Source organism: Bacillus sp. 3a, assembly GCF_017161885.1.
GTDB classification, from domain to species: Bacteria; Bacillota; Bacilli; order Bacillales; family Bacillaceae; genus Bacillus; species Bacillus safensis.
Genome location: NZ_CP067376.1, coordinates 3,647,647 through 3,661,555 on the forward strand (window position 1 = coordinate 3,647,647; position 13,909 = coordinate 3,661,555).

At 42.5% G+C, this 13,909-nt stretch carries 18 protein-coding genes; 2 read left to right on the forward strand and 16 right to left on the reverse strand.

Annotated features, from left to right (window positions below; translation table 11 throughout):
- Positions 1 to 34: 34 nt before the first annotated feature.
- Positions 35 to 169, forward strand: coding sequence for a cortex morphogenetic protein CmpA (gene cmpA, locus JJ692_RS18485; RefSeq protein WP_008346893.1), 135 nt, complete (start codon positions 35 to 37; stop codon positions 167 to 169).
- 19 nt (positions 170 to 188) lie between these two features.
- On the opposite strand, the gene JJ692_RS18490 is transcribed toward cmpA, so the two are convergent.
- From JJ692_RS18490 to acpS, 14 genes are all read right to left on the reverse strand, one after another.
- Complete coding sequence (locus JJ692_RS18490; protein WP_133744971.1) at positions 189 to 2,348, reverse strand: Tex family protein; 2,160 nt, start codon at positions 2,346 to 2,348, stop codon at positions 189 to 191.
- A 76-nt stretch (positions 2,349 to 2,424) separates the two neighbouring features.
- A complete protein-coding gene (locus JJ692_RS18495) occupies positions 2,425 to 3,024 on the reverse strand; it encodes a PP2C family serine/threonine-protein phosphatase (protein WP_024425395.1) in 600 nt (199 codons plus the stop codon).
- On the reverse strand, positions 3,024 to 3,812 hold the full coding sequence (sigB, locus tag JJ692_RS18500; RefSeq protein ID WP_206534069.1) for an RNA polymerase sigma factor SigB: 789 nt from the start codon (positions 3,810 to 3,812) through the stop codon (positions 3,024 to 3,026). Before sigB ends, JJ692_RS18495 begins: the two co-directional genes overlap by 1 nt.
- Entirely contained in the window at positions 3,778 to 4,266 is a 489-nt protein-coding gene (gene rsbW / locus JJ692_RS18505) for an anti-sigma B factor RsbW (protein ID WP_024425393.1), read from the reverse strand. Before rsbW ends, sigB begins: the two co-directional genes overlap by 35 nt.
- The gene (locus JJ692_RS18510; protein ID WP_024425392.1) at positions 4,263 to 4,592 is read right to left on the reverse strand and encodes an anti-sigma factor antagonist; all 330 of its coding nucleotides are present in this window, start codon (positions 4,590 to 4,592) and stop codon (positions 4,263 to 4,265) included. The genes rsbW and JJ692_RS18510 overlap by 4 nt, the downstream gene beginning before the upstream one ends.
- 59 nt (positions 4,593 to 4,651) lie before the next feature.
- Positions 4,652 to 5,659: a PP2C family protein-serine/threonine phosphatase gene (locus tag JJ692_RS18515; RefSeq protein ID WP_024425391.1), complete on the reverse strand. Its 1,008-nt coding sequence runs from the start codon at positions 5,657 to 5,659 to the stop codon at positions 4,652 to 4,654.
- Between the two features lie 10 nt (positions 5,660 to 5,669).
- Positions 5,670 to 6,071 (reverse strand): anti-sigma regulatory factor, encoded by a 402-nt coding sequence (locus JJ692_RS18520; protein WP_024425390.1) that lies wholly within the window; start codon positions 6,069 to 6,071, stop codon positions 5,670 to 5,672.
- A gap of 2 nt (positions 6,072 to 6,073) precedes the next feature.
- Positions 6,074 to 6,442: an RsbT antagonist protein RsbS gene (rsbS, locus tag JJ692_RS18525; RefSeq protein WP_003214235.1), complete on the reverse strand. Its 369-nt coding sequence runs from the start codon at positions 6,440 to 6,442 to the stop codon at positions 6,074 to 6,076.
- Positions 6,443 to 6,446: 4 nt separating this feature from the next.
- Positions 6,447 to 7,277, reverse strand: coding sequence for an RsbT co-antagonist protein RsbRA (locus JJ692_RS18530; RefSeq protein ID WP_044334717.1), 831 nt, complete (start codon positions 7,275 to 7,277; stop codon positions 6,447 to 6,449).
- Between the two features lie 116 nt (positions 7,278 to 7,393).
- Entirely contained in the window at positions 7,394 to 7,744 is a 351-nt protein-coding gene (gene ndoA / locus JJ692_RS18535) for a type II toxin-antitoxin system endoribonuclease NdoA (protein ID WP_024425388.1), read from the reverse strand.
- Between the two features lie 4 nt (positions 7,745 to 7,748).
- A complete protein-coding gene (locus JJ692_RS18540; RefSeq protein WP_003214273.1) occupies positions 7,749 to 8,030 on the reverse strand; it encodes a hypothetical protein in 282 nt (93 codons plus the stop codon).
- A gap of 294 nt (positions 8,031 to 8,324) precedes the next feature.
- Positions 8,325 to 9,506, reverse strand: a complete 1,182-nt coding sequence (gene alr, locus JJ692_RS18545) for an alanine racemase (protein WP_206534070.1) — start codon at positions 9,504 to 9,506, stop codon at positions 8,325 to 8,327.
- Positions 9,507 to 9,647: 141 nt separating this feature from the next.
- Complete coding sequence (locus JJ692_RS18550; protein ID WP_087975235.1) at positions 9,648 to 10,664, reverse strand: outer membrane lipoprotein-sorting protein; 1,017 nt, start codon at positions 10,662 to 10,664, stop codon at positions 9,648 to 9,650.
- Between the two features lie 160 nt (positions 10,665 to 10,824).
- A complete protein-coding gene (gene acpS, locus JJ692_RS18555) occupies positions 10,825 to 11,190 on the reverse strand; it encodes a holo-ACP synthase (RefSeq protein ID WP_024425385.1) in 366 nt (121 codons plus the stop codon).
- 94 nt (positions 11,191 to 11,284) lie between these two features.
- Here acpS and JJ692_RS18560 point away from each other — a divergent pair, with 94 nt between their 5' ends.
- Positions 11,285 to 11,890: a rhomboid family intramembrane serine protease gene (locus tag JJ692_RS18560; RefSeq protein WP_206534071.1), complete on the forward strand. Its 606-nt coding sequence runs from the start codon at positions 11,285 to 11,287 to the stop codon at positions 11,888 to 11,890.
- A gap of 53 nt (positions 11,891 to 11,943) precedes the next feature.
- Here the strand turns inward: JJ692_RS18560 and JJ692_RS18565 are convergent, their stop codons facing one another.
- Both JJ692_RS18565 and JJ692_RS18570 read right to left on the reverse strand, forming a co-directional pair.
- Positions 11,944 to 13,440 carry a PH domain-containing protein gene (locus JJ692_RS18565; RefSeq protein ID WP_206534072.1) on the reverse strand — a complete coding sequence of 499 codons (1,497 nt, stop codon included), beginning with the start codon at positions 13,438 to 13,440 and terminating at the stop codon, positions 11,944 to 11,946.
- Positions 13,430 to 13,909, reverse strand: a complete 480-nt coding sequence (locus JJ692_RS18570; RefSeq protein ID WP_206534073.1) for a PH domain-containing protein — start codon at positions 13,907 to 13,909, stop codon at positions 13,430 to 13,432. Before JJ692_RS18570 ends, JJ692_RS18565 begins: the two co-directional genes overlap by 11 nt.

Here is a 13,909-nt window from a genome sequence, read left to right on the forward strand (position 1 = left end):
ACATCCACTGTTTCGATCAAAGGAGGAATGGGCGATGCCCAACTGGCTGAAAAATCAGATGCAGAAGGCATTTTATGAGAAAAATCATTATCAAATCAAATTGCTGAATCAATGCTGGTACTTCTATAGAAAAAAACATTCAGTCACATCAAGGCACACCCCATCCTAAGGTGCGCCTCGTTTTTTTGTTACTCTGGTTTCAGCATGGAGAGGGCAACGCGGCCTTTTGCCTGGTCAACGGAGTCCACCCATACGGTCACAATGTCACCAACTGATACAACATCAAGCGGATGCTTCACAAAACGATTGCTTAGTTTGGAAATATGCACAAGCCCATCCTGCTTTACACCAATATCAACGAATGCACCGAAGTCTACAACGTTTCTCACCGTTCCTTGCAGCTCCATTCCTTGCTTCAAGTCCTCCAATTTCAGCACATCTGTTTTGAGCAGCGGCTTTGGTACTTCATCCCGCGGATCACGCTCAGGTCTTGTCAACTGATCAATGATATCTTGAAGTGTAATTGTCCCAATGTCCAGCTGTTCTGCCGCTTCGTCCAGTTTCACTTCAGCAATTTTCTCTTTTAACTGCTCTGTGCCAAGATCGTCTGGTGTCATGTTGATCATGCGTAAAAACTGTTTTGTTTCTTTATAGCTCTCAGGGTGAATACCTGTACGATCAAGCGGATCTTGGCCATCAGTAATGCGAAGGAAACCGATACACTGCTCATATGTCTTAGCACCGAGCCTTGGGATATCCTTCAATTCTTTTCTGCTTGTGAATCTCCCAATCTCTTCGCGGCGCTTGATGATATTCCCTGCGACGGCTTTTGAAAGGCCTGATACATATTGCAGCAGCGCCTGTGAGGCGGTATTGACGTTTACACCAACTTGGTTGACGACTGTTTCTACCACAAAGGTTAATGAGCTGTTTAATTGCTTCTGGCTGACATCATGCTGGTACTGGCCCACACCGACAGACTTCGGATCAATTTTCACAAGTTCTGCTAAAGGATCTTGTAATCTTCTAGCGATTGAGATGGCGCTTCGCTCTTCGACTTGCAGATCTGGAAACTCTTCTCGTGCCAGCGCTGATGCGGAGTAAACACTTGCTCCAGCTTCATTCACAATCAAATAAGACACCGGCTGATCCAGCTCTTGAATCAAGTCTGCAATGAATTGTTCTGTCTCTCTTGAGGCTGTTCCGTTTCCAATCGCAATCACTTCAATGTTTGATGATTGAATAATCTCTTTGACTTTTTGTTTCGCTTCCGCTTTTTTCTGCACGGGCGGATGCGGGTAAATGACGCCAATATGATGGACTTTGCCTGTATCATCCACGACAGCTAATTTACAGCCTGTCCGAAATGCGGGGTCGACTCCAAGTACACGCTTCCCTTTCATCGGCGGCTGAAGCAGCAGTTTTCTTAAGTTTTCAGCAAAAATATGAATCGCTTGTTCCTCTGCTTTTTCAGTCAGCTCTTTTCGTATTTCTCGTTCGATGGAAGGCTGAATGAGGCGTTTATACGCATCATCGATTGCCGCTTCAATAAACGGTCTCGCCGTCGTCTGTTTGCCTTTTAGAACTTGTTTGTCGAGATAGAAACGAATATTTTCAGCAGGGGGTTCGATGGCTGCCTTTAAAATGCCCTCTTTCTCCCCGCGGTTGACCGCTAGTACACGGTGCGGAACAATCTTTTTGATTGGCTCTTGATAATCGTAATACATTTCATAGACGTTTTTCTCATCGCTTTCGACGTCTTTTCCTGATGTGACCAGACTGCCCTTTTGGTACGTTTCACTGCGAATCCATTTTCGCATATCAGGATCATCTGCCAGCTGTTCAGCAATGATGTGCTGCGCACCCTCAAGTGCCTCTTCTACATTTGCCACTTCTTTTTCTTCGTTAATAAAAGTAGCTGCTTTCTTCTCGATCTGATCGCTTGGCAGCGTGAGTAAATATTCCGCCAGCGGCTCCAGCCCTTTTGCTTTGGCTACATTCGCCTTTGTTTTGCGCTTTTGTTTGAATGGCCGGTATAAATCTTCGACCTCTTGCAGTTTATGAGCTTGTTCAATTTTCTGTTTTAATTCATCAGTCAGTTTGTCTTGTTCAGCAATTAAGCGAATGACTTCTTCTTTTCGGTTCGTGACATTTTGGATATATGTATAGCGCTCTGAAATGGTTTGAATTTGCACCTCATCCAGTGAGCCTGTCTGCTCTTTCCGATAACGGGCAATAAACGGGACGGTGTTGCCATCCTCTAAAAGCTTGATCACACTTTCAATTTGTTTTGTTGAAAGCTTTAATTCTGTCGCAATTTGTTTCAATAAAAAGTCAGATGTCTTCATACTTTGCATCCTCTCACTGTGTCTTCTCTTTTAGTGTATCAAAAAAACCGGCAAAACAGAAAAAAGGTCAGCTATTTTACGTAAGCTGACCAAGTACATAGGTGAGATCGTCCTTTTTGTCTTGTGTGTATGTTTCAAGCTGTTTGGCGATGTCTTCAACTGAATGTCCATGCTTTAAACACATGCGCATGTTTGGCACATTCAGTCCGTCTGAATACATAATGAATATCGATCCTTTTTCGTAGGAATAGGTGTATGTTTTATATTTTCTAGGTTTCCCTGATAAGTATCCTGATGTCGGAAATGGATAAATATAATCGCCAGAAGGTGCATTCAAGATAAACCGAATATTACCAACCGAACAATAGGTAAATTGCTGCTGGGAAAAATTCACCTTTAATATGGCCACAGTGGCCCCGCGTTTATTTTTCATAGCCTGATTGCATCTGTCGATGAGGGCCGCCACATCCTCATGTCCATATTCTTCGACAATTTCGCTGACTAAAGAAGATGATTCATTGGCGTACTGGCCGCTGCCTAATCCGTCTGCTACAGCACAAATTAGTTCTTCATCATCTGCTTTAATAAAAAAACTGTCCCCGCAGCATGACTTCCCTTCTTTATTCGATTGATAGATAATGGCGTTTACATGCTCATGCTGTTCAATCTGCTTCATTACCCTAGCTCCATAGACGCATCTTCTGATAATGCATCTCGCAGTTTTTTCACTGCCTTCCGCTGCAGTCTCGATACATGCATTTGGGATATACCAAGTAAATCGCCTGTCTCTTTCTGACTCTTATTTTGCAAGTAAGTCAGATTGATAATCTCTTTTTCTCTATTCGACAGCACATGAAGCACACTCTCAAGCATCAATTTTTGGTTCACACGTTCGTAGCCCTCTTCCTGTGAGCCGACAACGTCTAAAATCGTCACAGTACTTCCTTCAGAATCAGCCTCTACGCCTTGGTCAACAGACAGTGCTTGATAGCTTTTGCCCATCTCCATGGTTTCAAGTACTTCTTCTTCTGTTACATCTAAGTATTCTGCAATTTCTTGGACTTTAGGTGATTTCTGTGTCTCTGTTGTCAAATGATCAACTGCCATTTTGATTCTCGGTCCAAGCTCTTTAATCCGCCTTGGTACATGGACACTCCATGTCTTATCTCGTAAAAAGCGTTTGATTTCCCCGATGATGGTTGGAATGGCAAAGGCTTCAAATGATTTACCGACGAGCGGGTCGTATCGTTTAATAGCGCCAAGTAAACCTATCATTCCAACTTGTCTAAGGTCCTCATGAAAGCTTTTTCCTTTAGAATATTTTTTCGCCAGCATATCAACCAAGTTTGTATAGCATTCGACCAGCGTGAGCTGCGCCTGCTCGTCTTGATTGGTTTGATAGCTTTGGATGAGGCGGTCTACTTCATCTTTAGTTAGTTTCATAGTTTTGGATGGTTGTGTCATGGTCAACTCGCTCCCTGTTTAAAAACTTTGTCATCGCTACGGTAACTCCGGAGTTTGCTTGCACCTCGACTTCATCCATCAATGTTTGCATTAAGTATAAACCAAGACCTCCTTCTGCCAATTGATCCACCGTATGAGCAGATGTGTACGGTCCGAGGTCTTCCTGTTTTTGCTTAAAGTCAAAGCTACCGCCTTTGTCAGCGACAATGATTTCTAGACGATCCTCGTAGACAAGAAAGCGAACAGCCACCTCTCCATCTTCGCCGTCTTCACCTTTGTAGGCATGCTGAACTGCATTTGTACAGGCCTCACTGACGGCAATTTTTAAGTCCTCAATCTCTTCATAGGCATAGCCCATCCGGCTCGCTACGCCTGACAGAGTCAAACGAATGATGCCTACATATTCTGGTTTCGCCGGTATTTTCATCTCGATTAGATCTACTGATTCGTTCATTGTACCCCACCCTCTGACTTTGCAGAAATGTCAATGATGTCCTTTAATCCAGTGATTTCAAACAACCTTACAAGCCGTTCTGACAAGTTCTCAAGCTTTAATGTGCCACCTGCTTTTTGAGCCGCTTTAAACAGCCCAACGAATACACCTAAACCTGTACTATCCATATACGTAACATCCTTCAGACAGATTTCAAGATGCTCTCCCGCCTCAGCTTTAGGCATGAGCGTTTCTCTTAGCTCAGGAGCGGAGTACACATCAATTTCTCCGCTGACACTGATTTTCGTTTTTTGATCTATTTGATGCTCTTTTACAGACATATTCATTATGCATTCACCTCGAAATTCTTGTTTCCTAAAGTTTTATATACCCGCATGTTCACTTTCTAAACCTTTCTTTTGAGAACAAGTAAAGTAAAGTCATCGTGCAGCTGAAAATCCTGCAGTTTGAGTAAGCTGGCGTAGATGGCATCCACCATTTCTTGAGCTGAGTAGGATAGGTGCTCAGATATGAGTGTTTTGATGTCCTCCCGCTCTAAGAAACCATCCTCTGACTTGGATTCTGTGACCCCATCAGAGAATAAGATCACCATGTCTCCTGCGTCCAAATGCTTCTCGTACTGTCTGTAGTCAAAGTCTGGTGCGATCCCAAGGACAAGCCCTTTTGCATCTAAATCGTAAAATGTGTTCTCTTTTTTGCAATAGAAAAAGCCCGGCTCATGACCAGCCGATGCGTATTTAAACTCATGCGTTTCTTTATTATAGCTGCCATAGAACATTGTGATAAACATACTTGGGTCTACGTTTTGCTCGACTACACGATTCAGGGTTTTCAGCACCTTTGTTGGGCCGCTCCCTGACTCCGGCAAGGAATCCATCGCATATTTAATCATCGACATACAGAGCGCAGCCGGGATTCCCTTTCCAATGACATCTGCGATCGCGATATTGATTGTATCGTGATCCGTTACAAAGTGGTAATAATCTCCACTCATCTGTTTTGCCGGTACACTAATCGCACCAATATCAAAGGTATCTCCTTCTGGAATTTTCGTTTCCAGAAGGGTTTGCTGAACATTTGCAGCAATTTCGATTTCAGATTTTATTTCTTGCTGGATGCCTCTGAGTGTTAAATGTTCTTGGTAGGCAAGTCCGTACCCAATCATGACTTCAATTAAGAAGTCTAGTGAATGAAAAACATCTTCCGGCAAATCAGGGTAAAGCTCCTGAATCACTTTTCGGTGAACACTCACTATTTCTTCAGGAGGTATTTGATGCTCAATGGTTTTACGGCTAAATTTTTGAGCTTGATAAAGCGATGTTTCAGTTAAATCACTGATATAACGACTGAGCAGCTGATGGTACCGCTGCTCCATTACCTCCTTAAAATCCATGGTTTCCCTCCTAGCGAAGCCACTTAACAGCTTGTATCTCCGTTCCTTGTTCTGGTGCAGAATCTAATTTAAATTCATCCATCAGTCGTCTGACGCCCGGAAGACCTGCTCCGAGCCCGCCTGATGTTGAAAATCCGTCTTCCATTACTTTACGTATATCCATGATACCTGGCCCCTCATCCGCTGCGATGACTTTGAGTCCACGCTTTCCGCGCTCCATCACTTCATCTATACAAATCTGACCTTTACCAGCGTATAAATAAATGTTTCGAGCTAATTCTGAAATGGCCGTCGTAATTCTTGCTTGGTCAACTGTTCCAAATCCAAGTTCTTTTGCAACATTCCGCCCCAATTGTCTTGCTGCGACTATGTCCCATTCCGTCAATATTCTTACACAGGATTGGTCTTTCATATCTATTCCCCCAATTCCCGCTTCAGTGTCTCAAGCCCTTGTTCAAGATCTAGTGCTGTCTGAATTTCTTCAAGCGATATTCCAAGTTCAATCAGCGTCACAGCGACTGCCGGCTGTATTCCTGTTAATACAACTTTTGCCCCCATGAGCTTGGACATCGTGATCACATCACCTAATACCTTTGCAATAAAGGAATCAATCATGTCAACGGATGTGAGGTCAATGACAACACCGTTTGCTCCTGTTTCATGAATTTTATTCAGCAAGTCTTCTTGAAAGTGGAGAGCTGTTTGATCATCAAGCTCCCACTGTATCGAAATCAGAAGACAGTTATATAGTTTTAAGATTGGAATCTTCGGGTGATTTCTCACTGGGTTATCCCTCCAATGAAACAATTTTTCGATTTGTCATTTCCAAAGCAGTTTGAATTCCTTTTTGAAGGGTATTCTTTGTTGTAACTTGAGATAAATCAATTCCAAGGTTCACAATGGTTTGGGCTATTTCTGGACGAATACCGACAAGCAAGCACTTCGCACCTACTAATCTCACAGCCTCTGATGCTTGAATGATATGATGCGCCACCATTGTGTCAACGACAGGTACACCCGTAATATCAATTAAGACGACTTGTGAGCGATGTTTAACGACACCGTTGAGCAGATTCTCCATAATTTTTTTGGCACGTTCTGTGTCAATTGTTCCAACAAGCGGCATGACGGTAATGTGCTCAAATACTGGGATCAGCGGGGCAGAAAGTTCCTGCAGCGCGATTTTTTGAAGGTTGACTGTTTTCTCCCATGAGATGGAATACTGGTTTAAGATCTCGTTATGAATAGGTGTGATGAATCGATCAATTTGCCAGATGAGGTCATGACTTTCTTCTGTTGTATCTTTGTCATCGTTCATTTTTTGATATAAATGTGAACGGATTTCTGTTAGACCATTTGCCAGTAACTTAAGTGATATACCCATTTGAACAATTTTTAAAGCAAAAGTTTGCACTTTTTCTTCAAAATCTTCAGCATACCCTTCTGAAAGAGATGTAATGATTAATTGAACATATTCCGAACAGATGGTTTCATACATATTGTCGTTCAGCATCATGTCCGTTTCTTTTTCTCCGAGTTGTCTAAAAATGTCCGTCCACTCTTTTTGTAATTCCTCTCGATGCTCTCTTGCAAAAGCTAACACGATATGATTCGACATGTTTTACCCCCTACGTACATAAACAGCACTTCTTTTAGTCTTTCTTCATTATAACGTTAATAAAAATTGAACACAAAAAAAAGTTGCTCCCAAGAGAGCAACCAAATCTCACCATATTAAAAATCAATAAGAGCCAAACTAACTTGTAAGGCTTCATCAACCTTCTCCATCATCTCATCATCAAGATGTGTGATTTTATCTGTCAATCTTTGTTTATCGATTGTACGAATCTGCTCCAAGAGAATGACAGAATCTCGCTCAAAGCCGTAGCGCTTTGCATCAATTTCGACGTGAGTCGGTAATTTCGCTTTTTGTATTTGGGCTGTTATGGCTGCAACGATAGCAGTCGGGCTGAAGCGATTTCCAATGTCATTTTGAATCACCAATACTGGGCGAACCCCGCCCTGCTCGGAGCCAACAACAGGAGATAAATCAGCAAAGTAAACATCACCGCGTTTAACAATCAAATGTTTAACCCCCGCTGACTAATCGCTCAACTGTATTCTCAGCCTCAAATTCTGCGTATTGTGCCTCTGAAGAGATATTCAGATTAATTTTCGCCATCTCCATGTAGCCGCGTCTCATCGATTCACGATTTTGTCGAATATTACGTTCACGAATATACGTTTTTGTCGCTCGGTAGATCAATTCATTTCTTGTTACCTTATCCTGCTCTGCTACTCGTTCGATTTCAGACATCAAAGCCTCCGGTAGTCGAATCTTCATTTCGTTTGTTGCGCTGGATTCAGACAAAAAACATACACCTCCACAAAACTTACGGATACCGTTTCGATCCATTCCAAGACTAATCATACCATTATTCAATGCGCAAGCAAAGCTGTTTTTTCATGATTTCTTATTAGAACATGAAGCGGCTGTTCACCCGTAAATCAAAGATGATAATGGAGTTCCTCTTTCACATTATACGCTTTTTTTCGAAAATCATACGGTATTTCCAAAATCTCTAAAAAAGGGAGAATGTTTACCCCTTCTTTGTAGAATAAAAAGGAACGATGTCAGTTTGACGATCGTTCCTGTGAAAACTGCTTAGAAAAAGCTTGACCCGCCTTGAAGCAGCGGATTCCGCACATGCACCTTTTTGCCGTCCTCTATATATACTCTTGGGACGCGGTGGCCAATGGAGCATGTGACTTCATAGTTAATGGTTTCAAGCCTTTTTGCAATTTCATCGACTGATACCATTTCTTCACCTTGTCCACCAATCAAAACGACTGGCTCCCCTGCTGGAAAGTTCTCTTTCAGTTCAACCATGAATTGATCCATACATACCCTTCCGGCAATCTTCCGGCGCTTTCCGCCAACAAGTACTTCCGTGCCTGCCAGCTTCCGGATCCACCCGTCTGCATAGCCGACTGGTACCGTACCGATCCATGTATCTTGATTGGCTGTATACGTCGCCCCATAGCTGACACTCTCACCCTTTTGAATGAGCTTCACATGGGCGAGCTTTGTATGAAGAGACATGGCTTCTTCCAGCTTGAAAGGAAGTTCATCTTTGATTTCCTCTGATGGTGACAGCCCGTACATACTGATGCCGAAGCGAACCATATTAAATAACACTTCTTTAAACCTTAAACCCGCTGCACTATTGGCACAATGAACGAGCAGCTTTTCCGTATGAAGAGGCTGAAGCAGGGTTTGAAAGGTGTCGACCTGCCGATCAAAATAGTTCTCATCCTTTTCATCCGCGGTCGCAAAGTGAGTAAATACACCTTCCAGCTGTAAATAAGCATGCTCGCTGACAAGCTTCTTTACTTCGCTGACTTGCTCTAAAGTTTTCACACCTAAACGGTTCATTCCGCTGTCTATTTTCAAATGAAAACGAATGGGTTGTCCCATCTGCCCTTTCACCATATGGGCGACTTCCCTCAGCCACTCTATGGAGTAAGCGGTCATGATCACATTGTATCGAACAGCGGTTTTGACATACTCCGGCGGTACTGCGCCGAGTACAAGAATCGGTGCTTTAATGCCTTGATTTCTTAAAGAAATGGCCTCATCTAAAAAGGCGACAGCTAACAAGTCTGCTCCTGCTTTGAGGGCAGCTCTTGCCACTTCTATATCTCCATGTCCATATGCATTGGCTTTCACAACGGCCATCAATTGAACATTTTGACCGATATGATCTTTCATATGTGAAACATTGTGCTTGATTGCGGTTAAATTAATTTCTGCCCATGTGTCTCTATAAAAGGCATTTGTGTCCATCAGTCACACTTCCCTATTGAATGATTCAATCCCTTCATATGATACTAAAAATCAAGAATAATGTGAAACAAATCAAAGAAAATCAGCCCTTGCACAGGGCTGATGCTTCATTTATCATGGCTTTCTGCCTGAGAATCTCATTTATTTAGCTGACTGGCCTTCTACACTCTTTGCGACCATCAACAGCTCTTCTTTCGATAGATCACTTGAGGAAATTAAGTAGTCAACTCCGTCAGATGTCCATGAGAGGGATTGATCTGTCAGAACCCCTACTGTCATACCAAGATCGACCGGCTCGCCGTTCATCGTGACAGGCGTAGATGCTTCAGCTACTCGCGCTTTTTCCTGAATGAGTGTGAAGGATTTCTTGCCGCCGTACGTAATCACATAACGCTTCCCAGCATCTGTCGTCATTTCTTTCTCTTCCATCTTCTTCACGCCTTCTGGCATATCAACTGGTGTTTTCACCGCAAAGCTGTCAGATGGGTCTGCACTTGTGGCAACATCCATTTGAGAGAGTGTCATGTTTTTCTTCTCATCAAATGCATCTTTGTCAAAGGATTTATTGAATTCAAAGTGAGAGAATTCCACTTTCACCATTGGCTTTTTGTCGCTATCCAGCACTTTCACACTGGCAGGCGCCATTGTTTTCTTATGAAAGGTAATCTCTTGGGTAGGCAGCATTTGGTTGTGCTGATAATTGGTCTTCGTTTCGAACACATACTTTGACTCTTTCGCTTTGAACTGAGCTGCGCTGTCATTTTTAATATCCTTCACAAGTGATTCGAATAAATAGACCTGACTGCTATTATTCGGCCAATCACTATGGAAACGGAAGCTCTTGTTCAATGAAGGTGTCAGCACAAACACACCATTGCCATTTCTTAAAATGACTTGACTCTGATCCTTTTTCGGATTTTCTAAATAGACACGGTAAAGCTCCGGCTTTTTGTACCAAATTTCTACCTGGTACTCCTGCGGGTCATTTCCTGTCTCAATGGTCATTTTTGCTTTGGCTTTGTATGATGTCATTTCCTCTGCCTTTTTGTTTAAATCTCCAACGATATCTTGCTGAGATTTTTGACCGCATGCGGAGAGAATCAGTACAAAAAGGATTCCCGTTACAAGCAAAACAAAGCTTTTTCTCACCCTTTTCAACCCCTTCGTTAATTGTGTTAAAAGGAAGAAACCGCTTGTTTGACTTTAACAGTACGCCTCAAGAGTTAACTGCGTACCGCGAACCATCAAAGCCTGTTAGCAACTCGCCCTTCCTTATCGCACTACCCAATATATGAAGGGGGGACAAACAATATGCAGACTAGCTTGACAACCTTTCAATTAAAACTTGTGCAGCAGCATATTCCTTTGTATGGGTAATGGACACATGAACCTGATCTCCCTCCGCTTTCTCGCTTTTGATGAAGGGTTTTCCATTATCGTCTTTTAGAATGTCTATGTCATGAAAGCTTAAATGCTGACCGATTCCTGTTCCGTATGCTTTAGCGAAAGCTTCCTTTGCCGCAAAGCGGCCTGCCAAAAATTCCAGCTGTCTTTTTTCACTCAGTGTACGAAAGACGTCCTGTTCACTTAAAGTCAAAATGCGTTCCGGTAAACGAGGCTGTCTGCTGAGCACTCGCGAAAGACGGTCGATCTCTACAATATCAATGCCTATTCCTTTAATCATGAGGTACCTCCTATGATACTCGTACTAATTTAAGTGTTCGCTTCATAAACGTGTTACTATAAACTTACCATTATCTAGTCAAAAGGGGTTTGTTATGTTTATTCGAACGGAGAGCTTTCAACAATTTATTAGATCGTATCCAATCGTAACAGCGATCCTTGCTTTACAAATTGGCCTGTGGCTTATATTTGCGGTTCCTATCCCTATTATACAGCTTGGACAGGATCATCTCGTCGGTTTCAATTATGGTGTAGCGGCTGGGGAATGGTGGCGTCTCGTTACACCTATTTTTCTTCACGGAAGTCTCACGCATATTTTATTTAATTCCATGTCCCTTTTCTTATTCGCCCCAGCGCTTGAACTTTTGCTTGGGAAGGTTCGATTTCTGATCATTTATCTTGGTGCAGGGTTCATTGGCAATCTCGGAACCTATTGGGTGGAGCCTTTGGAGTATGTACACGTTGGCGCTTCTGGTGCGATTTTCGGTTTGTTTGGGGTTTATTTATACCTTGTCCTATTTAAACCGCACATGATGGACCGCGGCAATTCACAAGTGATTTTAACGATTCTTGCTGTTTCTGTTATCATGACGTTCGTCAATTCGAACATCAATATCATGGCTCACTTATTTGGATTGATTGGCGGTATGCTTCTAGCACCGATTACGCTGCTTTTCCATTCGAAAAAAAGACGCTATTAATCTCATAAAAAATGTCGATCCTCCTTAAGCTGGAGCTGATCGACATTTTTCGTTTAAGACGATTGATTTTTTTCATATGAATACCAATCAAATACACGTGCCGCATCTTCTTCCTCAAGGTGATGCACACCAAAGGAATCAAGCAGCGCAGAGGATTTCACAAAGGTGTGAATACTTGCGACCCGGCCTTTCTTTTGGAAAAAAGATTGCGTCATCGTATAGTTTTGCATTCGTTTTCTAAGGACAATGCCAGTGGTCTTGCCAATGCCTCTTGATGTCATTTGAATCAATGAATCTTTGATTGTATATCCTGATTGTTTATAAGCTAAATAGCCGAAGAATAGAGCAAGCGGTAACGGAATGAGTCCCAAATACCCCCATGGCGGAAAGCGTACCGACAGGATGACACCTGCAAGTAACGGCACAAAGCCATATGAGATCAGGTAGCGTTTGAGTGAACGCTTTGGCACTTTTTTCAGCTCTGTTTCTGGTGCTACATGATAATGATCGGTGAATTGTGTCAGCAATTCATTTATTTTTTTCTTCCGAATGAGCGGAAATAAGACGGAAGAGGTTTCTTTCTCTGTAATCGAACCTCCTGCACTAACAAGCATCACTGTCGCAAAACCAAAAGGCTCACGGATCATATTCTCTTTGATTTTCACTGCTTGAATTCTCGCAAGTGGAATGGTCATTTGATGTCTCTCGATGAGCCCTCTTGTAATGATGATGTCATTCCCTTTTCGTTTTGCAGCAAAATTCGCATACTGAAGTGCTGTTACCCCAACACTCAAGATCCAAGCGATCAATACGGCAAGAAATATCAAAATCGCATAGATTTCAATGCTCGCATGGCTTAAAAAAGAGAACTGCTTGAAGAACCCGTCCAAAGGGAGAATTTCATCTATTTGCGTGTAGATGGCGAGACACCCTGAGATAATGACACCGATACCGCTTGAAGTGGTCGCAGCCAAAAGCAATTCTGGCACACCCATACGATAGGAGACATTGATTTCTTCCTGCATAGGTTTTTGCGCAGTCAAATGGCCAATCAGATCACCTGCTTCATCCGTCATTTCTTCTTCCTGCAAGCTTTTCTTCCGGTTGAAAATCGACTGCTTTAATTGTTCCGCTTCTGCTTTTGTAATCGCGGTCAGGCTCACTTCTGGACCATCCGTTCCGCCTGCCGTTTCGATTTGAACCCGCACTAAACCGAAAATCCGCTGAAAAATGCCTTCACTTGTATTAACCGTTTGAATTCGTTCTAACGAGATATATTTTTTCTTTTTCGTAATCACACCCGATTCCACACGAAATTCATCGTCCTCCATCCGGTAAGTGAATCGTCTCCATTCTAAAATGGTAAAAACGGCTTTCCACAAAAGAAGCACACCAAGAATGATAAATGCATAAAAGCGAATGCTCGAATTCGAGTTCACAAAAATCAACACGAAAAAAGGGATAATGAAGTTTTTGATCATGGATACAGCATCTGATATAAAATCAATGAACATCGAAATGGGATGTACACGTTTTGGTTCAGACATCATCTTCCGTCACCCTTGCTAAACGAGATATGTAATCACGAAGCTCATCTGCCTCTTCTAATTCTAGCGCCGGTATATCATGAACTGTGGCAGCAGTCGAAATTTGAACAGAGGCCAAACGGTAGTGCCTTAAAAGCGGCCCTTGCGATGTATCAACATGCTGAACACGAACCATTGGCACAATGACACGTGTGACGCGAATGAGTCCATGCTGTATTTCAATTTCATTTTCGAATACTTCGTAGCGCCAGATGTGGTGGCGGATTTTTGGTATGAGCCAAATGCCAAAAATGACCTGTAAGACCCATAAACCAGAAAGAATCGCTCCAATCCAATATGGCCATTGAAAATAGTAGCTGGCAACAAATACCCCAATGATGATGAGTAAGAAAATCAATGAGATAATTCCATTTTGAAGACGCCATACCTTTAAACCATTTAAACTAATTTGACGTTGCGGCTGTTTTCTCAC